The organism is Mariniflexile sp., from assembly GCF_041583155.1.
In the GTDB taxonomy this organism is placed as follows: domain Bacteria; phylum Bacteroidota; class Bacteroidia; order Flavobacteriales; family Flavobacteriaceae; genus Mariniflexile.
On the sequence record NZ_JBFHGK010000011.1, the window covers coordinates 66,018 to 83,219 of the forward strand.

At 32.0% G+C, this 17,202-nt stretch carries 12 protein-coding genes; 6 read left to right on the forward strand and 6 right to left on the reverse strand.

Annotated features, from left to right (window positions below; genetic code table 11):
* The first annotated feature begins 59 nt into the window (after positions 1–59).
* The gene (locus tag ABYI63_RS06060) at positions 60–272 is read left to right on the forward strand and encodes a hypothetical protein (protein ID WP_372754494.1); all 213 of its coding nucleotides are present in this window, start codon (positions 60–62) and stop codon (positions 270–272) included.
* Positions 256–738 carry a hypothetical protein gene (locus ABYI63_RS06065; RefSeq protein ID WP_372754496.1) on the forward strand — a complete coding sequence of 161 codons (483 nt, stop codon included), beginning with the start codon at positions 256–258 and terminating at the stop codon, positions 736–738. Before ABYI63_RS06060 ends, ABYI63_RS06065 begins: the two co-directional genes overlap by 17 nt.
* 109 nt (positions 739–847) lie before the next feature.
* Here the strand turns inward: ABYI63_RS06065 and ABYI63_RS06070 are convergent, their stop codons facing one another.
* Positions 848–2,908 (reverse strand): tetratricopeptide repeat protein, encoded by a 2,061-nt coding sequence (locus tag ABYI63_RS06070; protein WP_372754534.1) that lies wholly within the window; start codon positions 2,906–2,908, stop codon positions 848–850.
* Between the two features lie 137 nt (positions 2,909–3,045).
* Here ABYI63_RS06070 and ABYI63_RS06075 point away from each other — a divergent pair, with 137 nt between their 5' ends.
* A complete protein-coding gene (locus ABYI63_RS06075) occupies positions 3,046–4,299 on the forward strand; it encodes an oligosaccharide flippase family protein (RefSeq protein WP_372754498.1) in 1,254 nt (417 codons plus the stop codon).
* 108 nt (positions 4,300–4,407) lie between these two features.
* The gene (locus tag ABYI63_RS06080; protein ID WP_372754500.1) at positions 4,408–5,610 is read left to right on the forward strand and encodes a glycosyltransferase; all 1,203 of its coding nucleotides are present in this window, start codon (positions 4,408–4,410) and stop codon (positions 5,608–5,610) included.
* Here the strand turns inward: ABYI63_RS06080 and ABYI63_RS06085 are convergent.
* From ABYI63_RS06085 to ABYI63_RS06095, 3 genes are read right to left on the reverse strand one after another with little or no spacing between them, the layout of a single operon-like run.
* On the reverse strand, positions 5,600–7,117 hold the full coding sequence (locus tag ABYI63_RS06085) for a glycoside hydrolase family 2 TIM barrel-domain containing protein (protein ID WP_372754502.1): 1,518 nt from the start codon (positions 7,115–7,117) through the stop codon (positions 5,600–5,602). The genes ABYI63_RS06080 and ABYI63_RS06085 overlap by 11 nt on opposite strands.
* Entirely contained in the window at positions 7,111–8,328 is a 1,218-nt protein-coding gene (locus ABYI63_RS06090; RefSeq protein WP_372754504.1) for a hypothetical protein, read from the reverse strand. The genes ABYI63_RS06085 and ABYI63_RS06090 overlap by 7 nt, the downstream gene beginning before the upstream one ends.
* Complete coding sequence (locus tag ABYI63_RS06095) at positions 8,328–11,417, reverse strand: hypothetical protein (protein WP_372754506.1); 3,090 nt, start codon at positions 11,415–11,417, stop codon at positions 8,328–8,330. Before ABYI63_RS06095 ends, ABYI63_RS06090 begins: the two co-directional genes overlap by 1 nt.
* Before the next feature lie 182 nt (positions 11,418–11,599).
* Between ABYI63_RS06095 and ABYI63_RS06100 the strand changes: the two genes are divergently transcribed.
* Together ABYI63_RS06100 and ABYI63_RS06105 are read left to right on the forward strand one after the other, a co-directional pair.
* Positions 11,600–11,971: a PleD family two-component system response regulator gene (locus ABYI63_RS06100; RefSeq protein WP_372754508.1), complete on the forward strand. Its 372-nt coding sequence runs from the start codon at positions 11,600–11,602 to the stop codon at positions 11,969–11,971.
* 44 nt (positions 11,972–12,015) lie between these two features.
* A complete protein-coding gene (locus ABYI63_RS06105) occupies positions 12,016–13,197 on the forward strand; it encodes a response regulator (protein WP_372754510.1) in 1,182 nt (393 codons plus the stop codon).
* 86 nt (positions 13,198–13,283) lie between these two features.
* On the opposite strand, the gene ABYI63_RS06110 is transcribed toward ABYI63_RS06105, so the two are convergent.
* Positions 13,284–15,197, reverse strand: coding sequence for an OmpA family protein (locus ABYI63_RS06110; RefSeq protein WP_372754512.1), 1,914 nt, complete (start codon positions 15,195–15,197; stop codon positions 13,284–13,286).
* A 78-nt stretch (positions 15,198–15,275) separates the two neighbouring features.
* A complete protein-coding gene (locus ABYI63_RS06115) occupies positions 15,276–17,192 on the reverse strand; it encodes an OmpA family protein (RefSeq protein WP_372754514.1) in 1,917 nt (638 codons plus the stop codon).
* Positions 17,193–17,202: the final 10 nt, after the last annotated feature.

A 17,202-nucleotide genomic window follows, 5' to 3' on the forward strand; every position in this document is an offset into this window, starting at 1 on the left:
GAAAAATAGAATGACTAAATATGACTTGTCCTGAAATAAGGATATATAATTTGAAAATTATGAATGCACAAACTAAGGCTATAATTAAATCGGGTTTGCTTTCTGGAATTATTTTTGCGGGACTAATGGCTGGATCTGATTATGCTGCCGGACAAGATTTCAGGATATGGAAGTTTATATCTCGAGCTGGCCTCTTTGGATTATTTATTGCAATTTGGAGCACGTATAACTTGAAGAAACAAGCAGATAAGGATAATGGCAAACAAGGTTGAAAATTATTCCATAGAAACAGAAACGGACCTTTCTGTTGTTCGAGAAAAAATGGATAAACTTTTTAGTAATGCTAATCATATTTTTAAAGGAAAACTTGTTGGCTCTTTTAATAACGATATTTTCCAGGGTTCTACAAATTATAATACAAACATAATTGTTAAAGGAAAAATCATTAAAAATAATAACATTACTGTGGTAAAGATGACTATTTCAGATAATAGTCCAAACTATGCTACGGTCTCAAATGCTTTATTAATCATTTTTTTAGGTGTTAGTTTAATTATTATTGCGGCTAATAAATCAACCGACTTTTTAACTTATTTAATTCCAATAATAATTTTCGGACTGGCATTTTTAACGCTAAAAATTCAAAGAAGGATTTCGCGCTTTTTTAAACCAAAATTAAATGAGTCGGCTAAACTTATAGCTAAAGAAATTAATGGAACAATAAAAAATATTGGTTAACAGTTTTTACAAAAAACTACTATTTGTATCCTACCCAAAGTTAGCTTGCATCTAATTTTCTTTTGGAAATTTTAGTACTCAAGTATATAGTTTTTCAATTAACCAAACCTTAGTTCCTAAAAACAGGTGAATTAAATAAATACCACTTAAATCTTAATCCAATTTCACTAAACGTAAAACCAGCAGCAGTAGCCGAAGCAATATTACTTCGGGTACCATAAAGGTTTAATAAACTGCGTTCTGTAAACTTGTACCCCAGTTTTCCCTGAATCCGGTAAGTACTTTGGCTGCTATCATTTTCAATATATTGTAATCCTGTGGCAGCGGTTAATTCGTAAAACCATTCGTTTGACTTTGTAATAGCTTCGTCTTTTATAAGGTTTACAAATATTTCGGCAGCATTAAATTTCTCGGGACTAAAATAAATAGTTGGCACTTGGTTTTTAAAGGTGATGTATTGGTAGTTTAAACCAGCTTTTAATGATGGTTTGCTCATGATGTTATAATACAACGAAGTGAATAATAGATTTCTGTTATTGTCGTCATTTTGCCAGGTATAAAAATACTGTGTAAACCAACCTAAATTAAAATTTGTACTTAAGTTATAATTAGCATATAGATTATTCATTACAATTTCCCGATCTAATAATTCGGCATTAAAACTTTGTATTTCGCTTTTATAGCCAATATCCAAAACTTGTAATTTAAATGGTTTTATGTTAAAAGTAATATCGGTTACTAACTGCGTATAATCACTAGTGTTTGCTTTTGCTGAGGTTACACCTGCGGTACCTTTAAATATAATGTTGGGCAGGAGTTGATATCCAAATCCTAAAGAAAAATCGTTTGAAGTAGCATCATTGTCGGTTACTTTATTGCTGGTTGTTCTGTAGCCATAATTTGCCAACCATTTAAATTTTGTTGAGGTTGGAAACTCTAAGTTTGTTTGTATGGCGTAAGCTTCATTGTCACCGTTATCAAAAGAATAAGACATTTTTGTTTCCCAAAAAGGAGTAAAATTTGTGTTTAGAGTTTTAATGAAATTTAATGCATCTTTTTGATTGTTGTAAAAAGTTAAGGTATTTTCTGCCGATTTGTAAGCTTCATCATAAAAACCAATAGCTTTTAATGCATTTGCTTTTCCGAGGTTGCCATCAAATGAACTGCTGTCATTTTCTAAAATTTGGTTATAATCGGTAACACTTCTCTTAAAATCACTTTTATAAATATTTAAAGTAGCGCGTAAGGCCAATAGCCAATTTTCGTTAGGCTTATCTTCTATCAAATTTGAAATTAGGGTGTTAGCTGTTTTATACTTTTTATTCCAAATTAAGGCTTGTATGTAGCGTTCGGTCGTTGGTTGTACTAATTTTGAATCGGTTCCTGATCCTAAACTTAAAAAAGCTTGTTCACTTAGCTTTAACGCTTCTTTTTCTTTACCATTTAGGTGAGCCACCAATGCTAAACCATTTAAAGCCATAAGTTTGTTTTCTGGATTATTTGCCAATAAATTATAGGTGGTTTTGGCAGCTTCTAATTTATTTGCAATTAAATATAAGTTGGCTAAATTCAATAAAGTCTCTTTGTCATTATTGAAAAGATTTAGGTTTTCCTTTAACAACCGTTCCGCTTCATTATAATTTTGAGCTTGCTGGTTTTGATAGGCGTGTCCCAGATAAATAAACTTTTTAGATGTTAGGGCGTTTTCATTTCCTGGTGAAACATTTAAAGCTTTATTTACATAAATTAAAGCTTCGTCATATAATTTTAGGTTGGAAAGTGTATTGGCATAACCTAGAAGAGCAGAGAAACTTTGGTTATTTTCTTTAATTAAACCTTCGTAATAGGTTTTTGCCCCTTCATAATTTTTACTCCAAAGTAATGATTCCGCATAGTTTAATTTTACTTCATAGTCTTCTGGGTAAGTTTCCCGTAAATCGTTAAAAATAGAAACAGCTTCTTTTGAGTTTCCTAATAAACCTACCGCACGCCCATAACAAAGTTTAGCGGTTTTATTGTTAGGATAATCCTGTAATATGTTCTTGAAAAAAGTTTCTGCCTTGGCGTAATTTCCTGTTTCTAAATAGGTGAAGCCTTCCTGCATTTCCTGAGTATATGCAAATGAAGTAAAAAGTATAAGGCATACCTTAAGATAATTTTTAAAGGACATCTGGATGGTTTTTATCATACTGCAAGTTAATCAATCCAATCCAATCATTCGTCTACAGCAAACCGCAACTGAACGAAATTTACAAGCAAATTACGGATTCTTAAGTGATATTTGCATGAGAAACAATAACAGCCCCAATGAACCAGATAATTTCAATTATAAGATCAAAAAAAATTGCACCAGAGCAACTCTTTATGCTAAGTGTTTTAGTGGTTAACGGCGGTAACTATTTATATAACCTTATTTTAGGACGATTGCTCGGACCAGAACAATTTGCAGATGCGGCGGTATTAATTACATTTTTGTTAGTGTTATCGTTTGTGGCAATGACCTATCAATTAGTTACTGCTAAATTTTCGGTGTTATTTGAAGGATCCGTTTTTAAGAGTTTTGTTTCAAAAGTGTATAAAAACGCTTTTATAGTTGGCTTGATTTCTGGTCTATTAATCATCGTTTTTGCTAAAGAATTACAAGTGGTTTTCAATACATCCTCATCAACCATGTTTATTATATTTGGTGTGGGTGTTCCATTCTATTTTCTAATGAGTGTGAACCGGGGTGTTTTTCAAGGAAAAAAGGAGTTTAAGTTATTATCTATTACTTATCAGGGAGAAATGATAAGCAGACTTATAATTACTTTGGGATTGATATTTCTTATTGATATGCAGTCGTCTGTCATTATTGCCATAGGTATTTTAATTTCATTCCTATTCGGATTGTTGCCTTTTAAAACGGAAAATATTTCTCTTAAAACAAGTGCAATAGAAACCTCCCATTCAAAACAAATTAGAAGCTTTTTTATTTTGACGGCATTTTATGAATTGACTCAAATCATTATCAATAATAGTGATATTTTATTGGTTAAACATTATTTTGAATCTTATGAAGCTGGATTGTATGCATCCCTTGCATTAATAGGTCGTATTGTATATTTTATTGCTTGGATGTTCGTTATGTTACTGCTTCCAACGGTAATTCAATTAAATAAGGAAGGAAAACCAACGGCCCCAATTCTATTTAAATACGTGGGTTATATTGCATCTATCGCATTAGTTATAGTCGTGGCTTGTGCCATAGTTCCCAAACTTATGATTACCCTTTTATTTGGTGAAAGCTATTTGCCAATGGCCCCATTATTATGGCAATATGCTATAGCAACTGGTATGTTTGCCGTATCTAATATTTTTGCTTATTACTATTTGTCGTTAGATAAGTATATCCCTGTAATTATCTCAGGTGTTTTTGGGATGCTACAAATGTTTCTGGTGGTGTTTTTTCACGACAGTTTAGAGCAAGTGGTTCATATGCAAATTATTGCCATGATTTCTTTGTTGATAATTCAATTACTGTTCTTTAAACTAAGTAAAAATGAAATGGTAAAAACTAATTAATCTAAAGTAAATTACCATTCGTCTACACTAATGGTCGCTCCAACTAAAGCAGATTCATTTTTTAAATAATAAATCCCAAATTTGTAGTATAATTTAAAAGAAACACCCATGAAATTAGCCATCGTAACAGCTTATCCACCAAGTAAAGTCACTTTAAATGAGTACGCATTCCATTTGGTGAAACACTTCAGACAAAAAGAAACTGTTACTGAATTAATTTTATTAACCGATAAAACCACAGGCTTAAAAGATATTCAATTTACCGAAGCAGGTTGTAAAATAACCGTAAATGAATGTTGGTCTTTTAATAGTTATACTAATTTATTATCGGTTACTAAGGCTATAAATAAATCGAAACCAGATGCGGTATTATTCAATCTTCAATTTATGAAGTTTGGTGATAAAAAAATAGCAGCGGCTTTGGGTTTAATGTTGCCATTAGTTTGTAAGCTAAAACGCATTCCTAATATTGTGTTGCTACATAATATTTTGGAAGAAGTAGATTTAGGAAGCGCTGGTTTTACAAACAATAAATTGATGCAGAAGCTTTACGGATTTATAGGAACAACCTTAACCAAACTAATTTTACAGGCCGACACGGTTGCCGTAACCATTGAAAAATATGTGGATGTTTTAGAAAAAAAATATCATGCTAAAAATATAAAATTAATACCGCATGGAACTTTTGAAATTCCTGAAGAACCCAATTATATTGTACCAACAGATCCTATGCAAATTATGACCTTTGGTAAGTTTGGAACCTACAAAAAAGTAGAAGGTATGATTGAAGCTGTTGAATTGGTTAGAAAATCTACCGGTTTAAATTTGGAAGTGGTTATTGCAGGAACCGATAACCCAAATGTACCTGGTTACTTAGCAAAAGTTCAAGAAGATTATAAACATGTGCCTCAAGTTCGTTTTACTGGTTATGTTGAAGAGAGTGAAGTTCCAACTTTATTTAATGAAAGTACGGTTGTGGTTTTTCCTTATACATCAACTACAGGAAGTTCTGGAGTATTACACCAGGCAGGAAGTTATGGAAAAGCAGTTGTGATGCCGGATTTAGGAGACCTAACCCATTTAGTTAAAGATGAAGGTTATGAAGGTGAGTTTTTTGAACCCACAAGCGTTGAAAGCTTAGCAAAAGCAATCGAGAAAATTGTAACGAACGATACCTATAGAATAGCATTAGGAAAAGCAAATTACAAAGCTGCAACAGCATTACCAATGAGTAAAATTGCAGATATGTATTTAGAAACTTTTAGTACTATTATACAAGATAAAAACACCCCAAAAACTATTATAGCTTAGAAATATATTTAAAAGCGGGTTTAGTCTCTCCCTTTTGATTGATAAAACCAAAATGCTCTTGAGTCCGTTTTCTCCAAGGAAGTCGTCCAACGACTTCCTTTGGTATTTTATTAAAGTCGTATAACGTCCACGACATGAACGGAATATTGTTTTTGGAAATAATGTGTTGTGCTTTTTTATAGTATTCAGCTTGCGTTTTCTCAGATTCTCCGTAAAAATTCCAAATTCCGCTGTAAGAGGATAATCCAAACTCTCCTAAAACCACAGGTTTATCCGTAATCATAGATTTCAAATTTTTATAGGTGGTATCTAAATTGTCAAGGTTTTCATAATAATGAAAAGAAACAAAATCGAGTTCATTTTTTAAAATAGTGGCACTTTCGGCATTGGACCAACCAATGGTAACAGCATGAGTTTTATCAATAGATTTTACCAAATTTATCATATGTTTTAGCCAAGCCAATACCTTGTTTTTTCCGCGAGAATCAAAATCTAAATTGGGTTCGTTTTTGATATCCCATGCTATAATAGCATTATGGTTTTTAAATGTGGATACAATCGTTTCTGCATGTCTTTGATTTATTGTATAATCTAAAACACTATAATCGCCATAAAAATCGAATAGTGTTACAACTACTTTCAACTGCTCTGCTTCAGCTAAATCTAACACTTTTTTAAGCTTTTCTAGTTTTTCAGGTTTCACGTTTCCTTTTCCAAAATCTTCGTATTGAATAAAAATACGAATGGTATTTAAACCTGCATTTTTAATTATTCTGAAATCATTTAAAATGGTTTTAATAGAAAATGCTTCACCAAACATATCCCATGGGGTATTTTGCGGATAATAGTTTATGCCTTTTATGTTTATATTAGACACATCAATGGGCTCACCTTTATCTTGGTAATTTTCACTATGTTCTTTAACCAAATGCCTAATACGCCAAAAACCGTCTTCTAATAACAAAGTGACTTTATAATTTGAAATTTCAATGGTTTCAAACGCTAAGCTGTCTTTTTTATATAGCGTTTTATACTCAACAACATTGGTATCGGTTAACACAGCAAGTTGTCCGTCTTCACTAAAAAAATCTAAATTGGGATGATGTTCTAAAGTTGTAGCTTCAATATGTATTCCCTCCTTTTTATTGGCTTCAATAAAGCTAAATAAGTTTTTCCGAGCGTTTTCAGTATAATAATCTTCTAAGCCAGTAGTTGTATTTGTTAGGTAACAAATGTGTTTTACATACCAGGCATCCAAATAATCTTTTTCTAATGAATTTAGAGTTTGTAAATCCATAGGTCTTCCTTCATTTGAAATAGAATCCCAAACTATTTTAGGAAGATATTTAGCTTCTTTTTTTATTTCCGTATGCAACATTTTACTTCTATCAGCACCTGTATTTAAGTAACTAAAAATAGCACTTGCACCAAAAACCAAGAATGCAATTACAGCTAAATAGGATAGAATTAAAATACTGCGTAATATGTTTTTATTTGTTTTTACCATAGCTTTATAGTTTTGAAGTTTTTTTCAATTCCAGCGGCTTGTATTCTTATTTCGTAAGTGTTGTTAGGAAATTCGTCGGTACTTAAATTGAATTTTACAAAACCATTTTGCGATGTTTTGCTAATGTTGTTTACAATTTTATTATTTATCAGAATGGAGGTAGTTACTTGTAGTCCATCGGGAATCATTTGATTCATAAAACTTTGTAATGGACCTACGGTTATTTGTCTGTGGTTTTCTGAAAAGGCCACCTCAAAATCGGTTATTACTTTTTTGTAATTAAGTATAAGTGTATTGCTTTCTGCCATTCCTGGTATAAAGGCCTTAATATTCCAAAGTTCTTCGTGGTCTGGATGAATCATTTTAGCATTGGCAATCCCATTTATGGTTGTTCCAGAAGTTTTTAAAATATTACCTTGGGTGTTTGTGATATAAAATTCTACGTAAGTACCATCGTTAACCGTATTGTTAAATCTGTCTTTTAAAACTGAAGTATAAAATGTTGTTATTTGGTTCCCGTCGGCATACTCATGATGTCGTGAGCTTTCAATAACAAAATTTGTTGGTATGGCAGCCATTACATTTATATCGTGTTCTTTTGAATTTTCACCTAAACAAAAAGAAGAAACGAGTATACGGCCTGTTTTTTCATAAGAATATATGTTTTTATAGGCAATTAAGTTGTTCGTTAAAACCGTTTCGTTTTTTTCAAAATTCAAAAATTGATGATTAATACTTACCTCGGTACTGTCTTTTAAGGCGTTATCAAAAGCATCTGTTGGTATAACAACTAACATGGCAAAATCGCTGCCTCCAGCTTCAATGCTTGGTGGTCCCAAATAGCTTTCCATTTTTGCAACTTCTTGTTTGGGAACGATTTTAAAATTACCAGAAATAGGATTCTTGGTATTGATAAAATTCCAATTTACAACTCCCGCATTTTTTGCCATAAACGAAGGAATTACAAAACTTAAAACTTGATTATTGAAAGTTGGATTAATTAGTGTAGAACCAAAACTATTAGAACAATATAATTGAGATGGAATTAATTTGGAAGACGAAAATTTTAACACCATTTTGCTTCCGGCTTCAAAAATAGAATCGCTTGTAATTAGTTCAATAGATTGTTGATTCACACGGTTTGGGTTAAACGTTACAAACGATGCAAATGCCAAGCAAAAACCTAATATGTATATTCCCTTTAATCGCATTAGTTGGGGCTTGCTATGTAAGTGTTAAACTCTATTTTTACAAAACTATATGTGTCATTTTGTATGACTTGCAAAACAGAATCGGTGTGGTTTTGTATTCTGTTAGGTATTATTTTACTAGAAATGTGTTCATTTGGAAATCCGTTAACGTAACAATTAGTCATATCTGTGCTGATAACCTTAGTTTTATCTTGCAGCAAAATATCATATTGAAATTTTTGTTTTCGCTCTTGCCGGATGCCTTCCTCTAAAAATAGGTGATCTACCCAAATTAAGTCCTTGTTTTCATCATAATAGGTTACTAAAAGCTGTGGTATTGTAACTTCCTGCAGTCCGCTGTTAAACAAATTACCTGATATTGTTTTTGGGTTAACTTGGATATCACTTAAAACAACATTTTTATATAGGTCTGAACCCGCAACATTTCCGGCAACTTGTAGGTTAAATTTAGTGGGCTGTTCTTTAAATTCAACAGGTGTAAATTCATCAGGATTGAAAGTTTTAGGTATCGAATCCTTTGTTTTAGACCAAGCAATACCCTCAAAGTTAATCTTAAAACTACTAGTTTCTTTTGGCATTAATTTATGTTTTACATGAAATTTAGCGTTGTAGGTTGCTAATTCTTTGTTTGCATTGTTATAAAGGGTTCCTTTTAAAACCACATCGGCAGGCACATTATCGATATTTTGTATTTCACCTATAATGGCATAATGACCATTGTTTTTTACAAGTTTGGCTGAAAGTATTTCTAAAACAGGTTGTTTTAGTACATCTTCATGGTATGTTTGCTCGGTAGTAATTCTTCGCCTCCCTTGGTTGTAATATTTAGTAACATTGTTAGAATATAATTGATCTGGAGGTAAATCTAAATCTATAACATCAGGTTTAAGGTACCATTTACCATTGCGTTTTACTAACTTTTTATATTCCGTTTTATCAATTTTCTCAAGAGGTGTTATCCAATGAGTGGTTACTTTCATGGTGGCTAAACTATCAGATTTGCTGGTAATTTTAGATTCTAAAGCATCCAACTTTGCATAAGAGCTTAAAAGTCCATCAGTTACCGAAATTTGAAGCATATATTGTGCAATAGGTAAGTTGCTTTCGGGATCTATTAGATTATGTGCTTTTTCATATTCTTTAAAATCCAAAGCATCATAATACGCTATAACAGCATTTTCTGGCGAACGTTGTGAATCATTTTTCAAATAAAAGAGATATATACCATAGCAAACAAAACAAGCTAAAATTATAGACCAAAGGTGTGTAATTACTAAAATGCCTTTGGAAAATTTTGAATATCTGGTTTGAAAATTTACAAAGTTAGGCGCCCTTTTGGATTTTGTTTTTAAGGCATTAATCCAAATCATTTGAATGTTTAAAATAAATGCTATTAAAACAGTTAAAAAAGGCATGATACCCCAAAGTAATTTTTGCCAAGTAGCAACGTCATCTTTAGCTAGTATGGATGATAATGGCGGAACGTTTAAGCGTTCCCAAACCATAATTCCGTTTTCTAATTGTCTTAGTCGTTGCCAGCCACAGAAGTAGAGTATAGGGTCGTAGAATTTATCATTTGAAAAAATGTACTTTAAATTGTATTTTTCGGGAGTAGTTAAAAATTGTTGTAAAGAACCAATGCCTTCTACACCTTTAAATTTTGAATTTTCTAAACGTTCAATTGGTCTGGTAGTGAGTTCAGGTAATCTTCTTGCAGAATGATAATTTCCATCAACAGTCATGGCATTGGTTTGTGCACTTAACCAGGCCATTTGGTCGCCAAATCCTAAAGTTAGAAATCGCCAATGATCATGTTGATCCTGATTTAAAAAATTAACAATTGGCAACATTTTTATTTTTTGGGGTTGCGAGGGTCTGAAATACCCAAGACTCATAGTGAAAATGGTCATAAATAAAAAGAGTCCAGCTAAAACACCTCCAATAATTCTATGGTAAATGGCCCCAAATTGTTTTTGAATATGGGTTTTCAAATCGGTTTCCACTAAACGGTATGCAAATTCGCCAAATATGGGTAAGGACATGATAGATGCCCAAAGTGTAAACCTATCTAAGGTTAAAATATTAAAAGCTGTTTCTCCTAATGCCATTCTCGGGATGGGAGTTGTACCACCTGTGCCTAAAATTGTTAGAATGGTTATGGAAAAACCAAAAAATAAATAGCGTTTGGAATAATATCTGTAAAATATATATGGTAATAAAATAAGTAATACTCCCCATGGAATTAAAAAGAACACTAATCCAGACGAGGTGATTTCTAAAAAGTTATCTCTTGAGCCATGTGGGATAGGTACTTGTGTTATTGGGTTGTTTTTGGAATTAATCCAATAGGGTAGAATACACCCTACAATTATTACTAGTGAAAGCATTCCAAAGCTAATAATACGCTTAAAGAGTTTAAAAAAACTGCCTATAAAAACTTTAAGGGTCACCTCTTTAAAGGAATCTACTTGCTCTCGAGACACATCCATTATCACCATTCCAATTAAAGGAAAAATAAAGAATATCATTCCAAAAATAGGAGTAACATGGTGTGATGTTACCGTAACGGCAATTAACGAAAGTGAAGTAAACAGGTATTTGTATCGCCCACGTTTCAGCCATAAATATATTTCGGGTAATGCATGCATTAAAACTGAAATTCCTATGATACTTGGTAATTGACCAAATACATGTAACGTTTCAACAAAAGAAGAGGAGAATACAGCTAAAACAGCTGCATAGCCTGCTACTTTCTTGTTGGATGTAATAAGTAAAGAAAATCTATAAACGCCGGTTATAAATAAAACAATGCTTATCAAGGCTACTGTAAACATCCCAAATTTTAATCCCCCTATAAACGACAAGGCTGCAATAGCTTGATGTACTAACGGCGGATAACTCATTACTGTAAATCCCGTATACCATTCGTAGTTCCAAGGTTCAAACCAACTTTGGGCATAGTGGTCTGCAAAAAATAAATGTATTAATGCATCGTATGTAGATTCTAAAGTAAAAAATATAGAAGTTCCATGAAAAGCAATACCCATAAGTAATGCTGCAATTAAATATTTATTGGTGGTTTCCTTCATGAATAATGCGGGCACAAATAGCTGTAGGGTAAAGGTAAAAAAATTAATAATGACAAATTATTTTATTTATCTACACTAATCTACCATTCGTCTACACATGTTATTGGCTTAAACTAAATATTAATTTCAAAACACCTATTGCGAGTATATTTGTACTGTAATTAATATTAAAATCCCTCGTAATGAAAATTTTAGCCATAGATGATCAACAATTAGTTTTATTAACATTACAAAAACGATTTGAAGAACTAGGTTTTAAGGTTCGTGTTGCAACCGATGCTATTAAAGGACTTGATTTATTTGATACGTTTAAACCTAATTTAGTGATTGTTGATATTAATATGCCTAAAATTTCTGGAATAGAACTTATTAAAAGGATAAGAACCTCAAAGAAGTCATCAACACCAATTATGGTACTTTCAGGTAACACGAGTGATGATGTTTTCGCTAAAGGATTTGAATATGGTATTAGTGATTATATGAAAAAACCAATAAATTTAGAGGAGGTTACTGCCCGTGTAAAAAGGTTAAACATTTTTTTTCAAACATTTTAAAATAAACCAATTCTAACTTATAAATAACAACAAAAACTCTAATTATGAAAATATTAGCTATCGACGACCAACAATTAGTTTTATTACCATTACAAAAAAGATTGAATGAGTTAGGATATGAAACTTTTATTGAAACGGATGCGACTAAAGGAATTGCCTTATTTGATTCTGAGTATCCAGACCTTGTAATTGTGGATATAAATATGCCGGAAGTTTCAGGTTTAGATATTGTAAAACATATTAGAAATTCTAAAAAACCTAATACCTCAATAATGGTATTATCTGGTAATACACAAGATAATGTTATTACCGAGGGCTTTGATTTAGGGATTAATGATTACATGAAAAAACCGTTAAGTTTAAACGAAATATGTGCTCGTGTTAAACGCTTAATTGGTGTACCCGAAATAGGGCAGGTGTCTACAAAGACAGAGGTAATGATTCAACAACGCTGTGTTGGTGTAGTAATTCCATGTTATAATGAAGAGGAACGTTTATTAAGTAAAGAATTTACAGATTATATAGATAAAAACTCAGGTTATCATTTATGTTTTGTAAACGATGGAAGTAAAGATAATACTTTAGAAGTATTAAACAATTTACAAAAGGGAAGAGAAGATTTTATAACTGTGTACGACTGTGAAAAAAATGGAGGTAAAGCCGAGGCTGTTCGCTTAGGAATGTTGCACATGGCAAAAAAGGAAGATCTGGATTATATCGGTTTTTTGGATGCCGATTTGTCTACTGATTTGGCAGATTTTGATGATTTAGTAAAAACTATTGAAACTTCAGACTTTAAAATTGTAAGTGGTTCCAGAATTTCTAGGATGGGAGCAAATATTACTAAAGAATCTGCTAGAAAAATTATTAGTATGACTATTAATTACATTATCAGAAAGATTTTAAAGATGGATTTTAAAGATACACAATGTGGTGCTAAAATTTTCCGCAAAGATGCTATAGAAATTGCTTTTGCTGAAAAATTTGTAACTCAGTGGATTTTTGATGTAGAAATTTTCAAAAGAATGTCTCTTCATTATGGATTGAAAAATGCCAAAGCCATGCTATGTGAGCAGCCTTTAAAACGCTGGATTCACGCCGATGGATCTAAACTTTCTATGAAAGATTCGGTTAAAATAGTTGGCCAATTAGCCCAAATAGCCTGGGTTTATAGAGGAAATAATTACCAGTTAAAACGCAAAGTAGCAAAAATGGAAATCGTATAATTATTCATTGATTTTCCTTAAAAGTAAAAAGCTTCAAATTAAAAATTGAAGCTTTTTGCTTTTTTAATGATTGTTAATGGATTTGGCTACATTTTGATAACAATAAACTGTGTACGCCGGTTTAATTGGTGCTGTTGTTCTGAACACGATATGCTGCCATCACAATTATTGCTTAACTTTTTTTCACCAAAACCTTTGTAACTTGTTATTCTGCTAGTATCTACACCTTTTTTAATTAAATAATCGAAAGTTGCTTTTGCTCTTTCTTCTGATAAAATGTCATTATAGGGAGAACTCCCTCTAGAATCTGTATGAGATTCTATTTTAATAATCATGTTTGGGTAAACGTTTTTCATCAAGTTTACAATCCGATCTAATTCAACAGTGCTGTCCTGTCTAATCTCATGTCTGTCAAAATCGAAATAGATAGGTTTAAGTTCCGTTAGTGGAATTACCTTATTTTCTTCTGGTTTCAATGAAATATTTACCGTAATGCTTGTAATATTTTTAGTAATTCCTTTTGAAGAAGTAGAAATGGTTTTGTCCAAATAATTTTCCTTTTTAGCAGTGATATAATAATCCATATCTCTGTCTACATTTATTTCATAATAGCCATTATCATCGGTAATTAGTTTTGTAATTGGTTTATTATTGCTATCTAAAAGCATAACAATTGCGTTTACTAATGGTTTAGAAGTATTGGCATCGGTAACACTTCCTTGCAGGTTTAATGTAGGTATTTTGTTGTAGGCATAAATGTCATCACTACCAATACCGCCATCTCTGTTGGAAGCGAAATAACCAGATAATCCATCATCTTTCATGAAAAATGAAAAATCATCTTTATTTGAATTTACAGGAATGCCTAAATTAATAATATTAATGAATTTATCGTTTTTATCTTTAACAGCTACGAATATATCAAGTAAGCCTAAACCAGGGTGTCCATCGGAAGAAAAGAAAAGTACACCTTCATTATTTATAAAAGGAAAACTCTCATTTTTATTGGTATTAATTGTAGGACCTAAGTTTTGCGGAGGGCCATAAGTTCCATCACTTTTTATGTCAACGTAATATATATCGGTGCCTCCAAAGCCTCCAGGCATATCAGATGTAAAATATAGTTTTGACTCATCGTTATTTAAGGCTGGATGACTAATCGAGTAGGAGGTGTTGTTAAAAGGAACTTCCTCAAGTTCTTCCCACTTACCATTAACTAAGGTCGCCTTGTAAATTTTAAGATTTGTTAGCCCTTCACCATTTTTACCCAAAATCTGTTTTTTAAAATCATTTCTAGAAAAGTAAAGTGTAGTTCCATCTTTCGATATGGTTAATGGGCCTTCATGGTAAACAGAATTAATATCACCTTTTATTTTAGATTTACTTGTTACCAAAGTATCATTTTCGGCCTTTATGTATATGTCCAAAAAAGGTTGATTGTTCCAACCATAAGTATGATTTTTCAATAGCCCTTCATCTCTTGATGAAGCAAAATATACATTTCCATCTTTTTCGTAAGCAGCAAAATCACTGTATTTAGAATTGAATTTTACTTCTTCTAGCGTGTAATGTGGTTTAGTGTTAAATATGGCATTAATAAATTCGCTGTCTTTTTTAAAATAGGCTTCATCTATTTCTCCACCTGCCTCTTTAAAACGCTCTAACCAAAGCCGTGACTCGTTATAATTTTTTACGCCACGTAAGGCCTGTGCATATTTATAATAATACTCTTTAGGACTATTAGCTTGTTCAACAACTTTTTTGTAGTAAACAACAGAGCTATCAGGATTGCGCATAAAAGCATAACAATCTGCCAATTGTCTGATAGCGTAATTTGTATTATCGTTTTTTAAAATTAATTCATTATATAACTCAGCAGCATGAACAAATGAAAATTTGTTAAATAGGTTATCTGCTTTTTTCTGTAAACCAGATTGCGCCAAAGCAGATAAACTTACTGCCAAAACGAAACCAAGTATAATGTGATTTTTTAATTTCATGGGGTCTTATTTTTATTATAAAATCTATTACAAGAGTTTTATTTTATAAATACCCAAAACCGATTTTATATGTTCGTATTATTCCATTTTTACAACAATAAATTGAGTACGTCTGTTTAATTGATGATCGGCTTCTTCACATTTTGCACCATCTTCACAGCCATTAGTTAATCTGCGTTCACCAAAACCTTCATGAGCTGTAATTCTATCAGGCTTAATTCCTTTAGAAATTAAATATTGGTAGGTTGAATTTGCTCTATCAATAGATAATTTATCGTTGTAAGAAAGAGCACCTCTAGAATCGGTATGGGATTCTATACGGATAATCATTTCTGGATAATCAACCGTCATTAACTTAACAATTTTGTTTAATTCTAATGCAGCATCTTCACGAATATTGTGCTTGTCATAGTCGAAATAAATGGTATTTAGTTCAGCTAATTTTATAACATCTGGTTTGGGGTTAAGCAATAAATTAGCACTGATGGTTGTAAGTTCCGTTTGAATGTTTTTAGATGTAAAGTTTCTATAATCATCAATATATTTTTCCTGACTTGCAACAATTTTATAATCTTTATCCCTATCAATGTTTATTTGATAAAATCCATTTTCATCCGTTTCCATATAAGCTATTTGGTTGTCTTTATCGTCAAACAATGTAATCATAGCTTTTACTATAGGTTTTGTATTAATAGCATCGGTTACAATCCCTTCAACATGTAAGGTTGGTACTCTATGGAAGGCATAAATATCATCGTCTCCTCGCCCGCCAGTTCTGTTGGAAGCAAAATAACCTGTGATACCATCTTGATTCATAAAAAATGAAAAATCATCTTTATTGGAATTCACAGGAACACCTAAGTTTATTACATCCACAATTTCATCATTATCACCTTTAATAGTGCCAAAAATATCTAGCATTCCTAAACCAGTATGTCCATCGGAAGAGAAAAACAGGGTGCCTTCTGTATTTATGAAGGGAAAACCTTCAGCACTTTCTGTATTTACAACATTTCCAGCATTTTTAAGATCTCTTAAAGTGCCATCAGGATATAGGTCAACCACCCAAATATCCGAACCACCTTGACCTCCCTGTCTATCCGAACTAAAATACAATTTAGTGTCATCAGCATTTAAAGCGGGGTGTTGTGTTGAAAATTCATCACCATTTATTGGCAAATCTTCAATGTCTGTCCAGATACTATCTCTGTAGGTAGCTCTGTAAATTTTCATGTTGGTAAGCCCTTTTTTATCTTTAACTTCAACATTGTCTTTGTAATTATTTCTAGAAAAGTACATTGTGCGGCCATCCTTTGTTATGGTAACGGGGCCATCATGGTAAATGGAGTTTACATCTCCTTTCAATTTTGCAGAGTGATCAACGTTTCTTTTTGTTTTTGAATTGGTAACGTAAACATCTAAAAACGGCTGTTCATTCCAACCATAAACACGTTTTATACCAACACCCTCATCGCGTGATGATGTAAAGTATATTTTTCCATTTTGTTCGAAAGCTCCAAAATCACTGAATTTAGAATTGAAGTAAACTTTATCTAAAAAATATTGTTGCTTTGCACCAAAAACACTGGTAATGAAGTTTATATCTTTTGAAAAATCATTAGCATTTACAACGCCGCCAGAATCTTTATAGCGTTGTAGCCACTCTTGAGATTCCTCGTATTTTTTCATACCTCTTAACGATTGTGCATATTTGTAGTAATACTCAATAGGTACTTTATCTTGTTTTACTACGTTTTTGTAGTATCTAGAGGCATTATTGGGGTCTCTTAAATAAGCGTAACAATCAGCTAATTGTCTGGTTGCGTAATCTTTATTATAGTTATTTGCAATTAGTTCTTTATAAACGTCTATAGCTTTAACAAATGAAAACTTATTGAACAAAGTGTCAGCTCTTTTTTGTTTTCCTTGTTGAGAAAACGCAGAAACACTAAGTGCTAATGCGATACAAACTAATATGTAATTTTTAATCTTCATGAAAAATAGT

Bases quoted from the DNA above. Each gene is read 5' to 3' on its own strand.
- ABYI63_RS06090 (WP_372754504.1), bottom strand. From the start codon at position 8,328: ATGCGATTAAAGGGAATATACATATTAGGTTTTTGCTTGGCATTTGCA.
- ABYI63_RS06115 (WP_372754514.1), bottom strand. From the start codon at position 17,192: ATGAAGATTAAAAATTACATATTAGTTTGTATCGCATTAGCACTTAGT.
- ABYI63_RS06100 (WP_372754508.1), top strand. From the start codon at position 11,600: ATGAAAATTTTAGCCATAGATGATCAACAATTAGTTTTATTAACATTA.
- ABYI63_RS06110 (WP_372754512.1), bottom strand. From the start codon at position 15,197: ATGAAATTAAAAAATCACATTATACTTGGTTTCGTTTTGGCAGTAAGT.
- ABYI63_RS06070 (WP_372754534.1), bottom strand. From the start codon at position 2,908: ATGTCCTTTAAAAATTATCTTAAGGTATGCCTTATACTTTTTACTTCA.
- ABYI63_RS06075 (WP_372754498.1), top strand. From the start codon at position 3,046: ATGAACCAGATAATTTCAATTATAAGATCAAAAAAAATTGCACCAGAG.
- ABYI63_RS06085 (WP_372754502.1), bottom strand. From the start codon at position 7,117: ATGGTAAAAACAAATAAAAACATATTACGCAGTATTTTAATTCTATCC.
- ABYI63_RS06065 (WP_372754496.1), top strand. From the start codon at position 256: ATGGCAAACAAGGTTGAAAATTATTCCATAGAAACAGAAACGGACCTT.
- ABYI63_RS06095 (WP_372754506.1), bottom strand. From the start codon at position 11,417: ATGAAGGAAACCACCAATAAATATTTAATTGCAGCATTACTTATGGGT.
- ABYI63_RS06080 (WP_372754500.1), top strand. From the start codon at position 4,408: ATGAAATTAGCCATCGTAACAGCTTATCCACCAAGTAAAGTCACTTTA.
- ABYI63_RS06060 (WP_372754494.1), top strand. From the start codon at position 60: ATGAATGCACAAACTAAGGCTATAATTAAATCGGGTTTGCTTTCTGGA.
- ABYI63_RS06105 (WP_372754510.1), top strand. From the start codon at position 12,016: ATGAAAATATTAGCTATCGACGACCAACAATTAGTTTTATTACCATTA.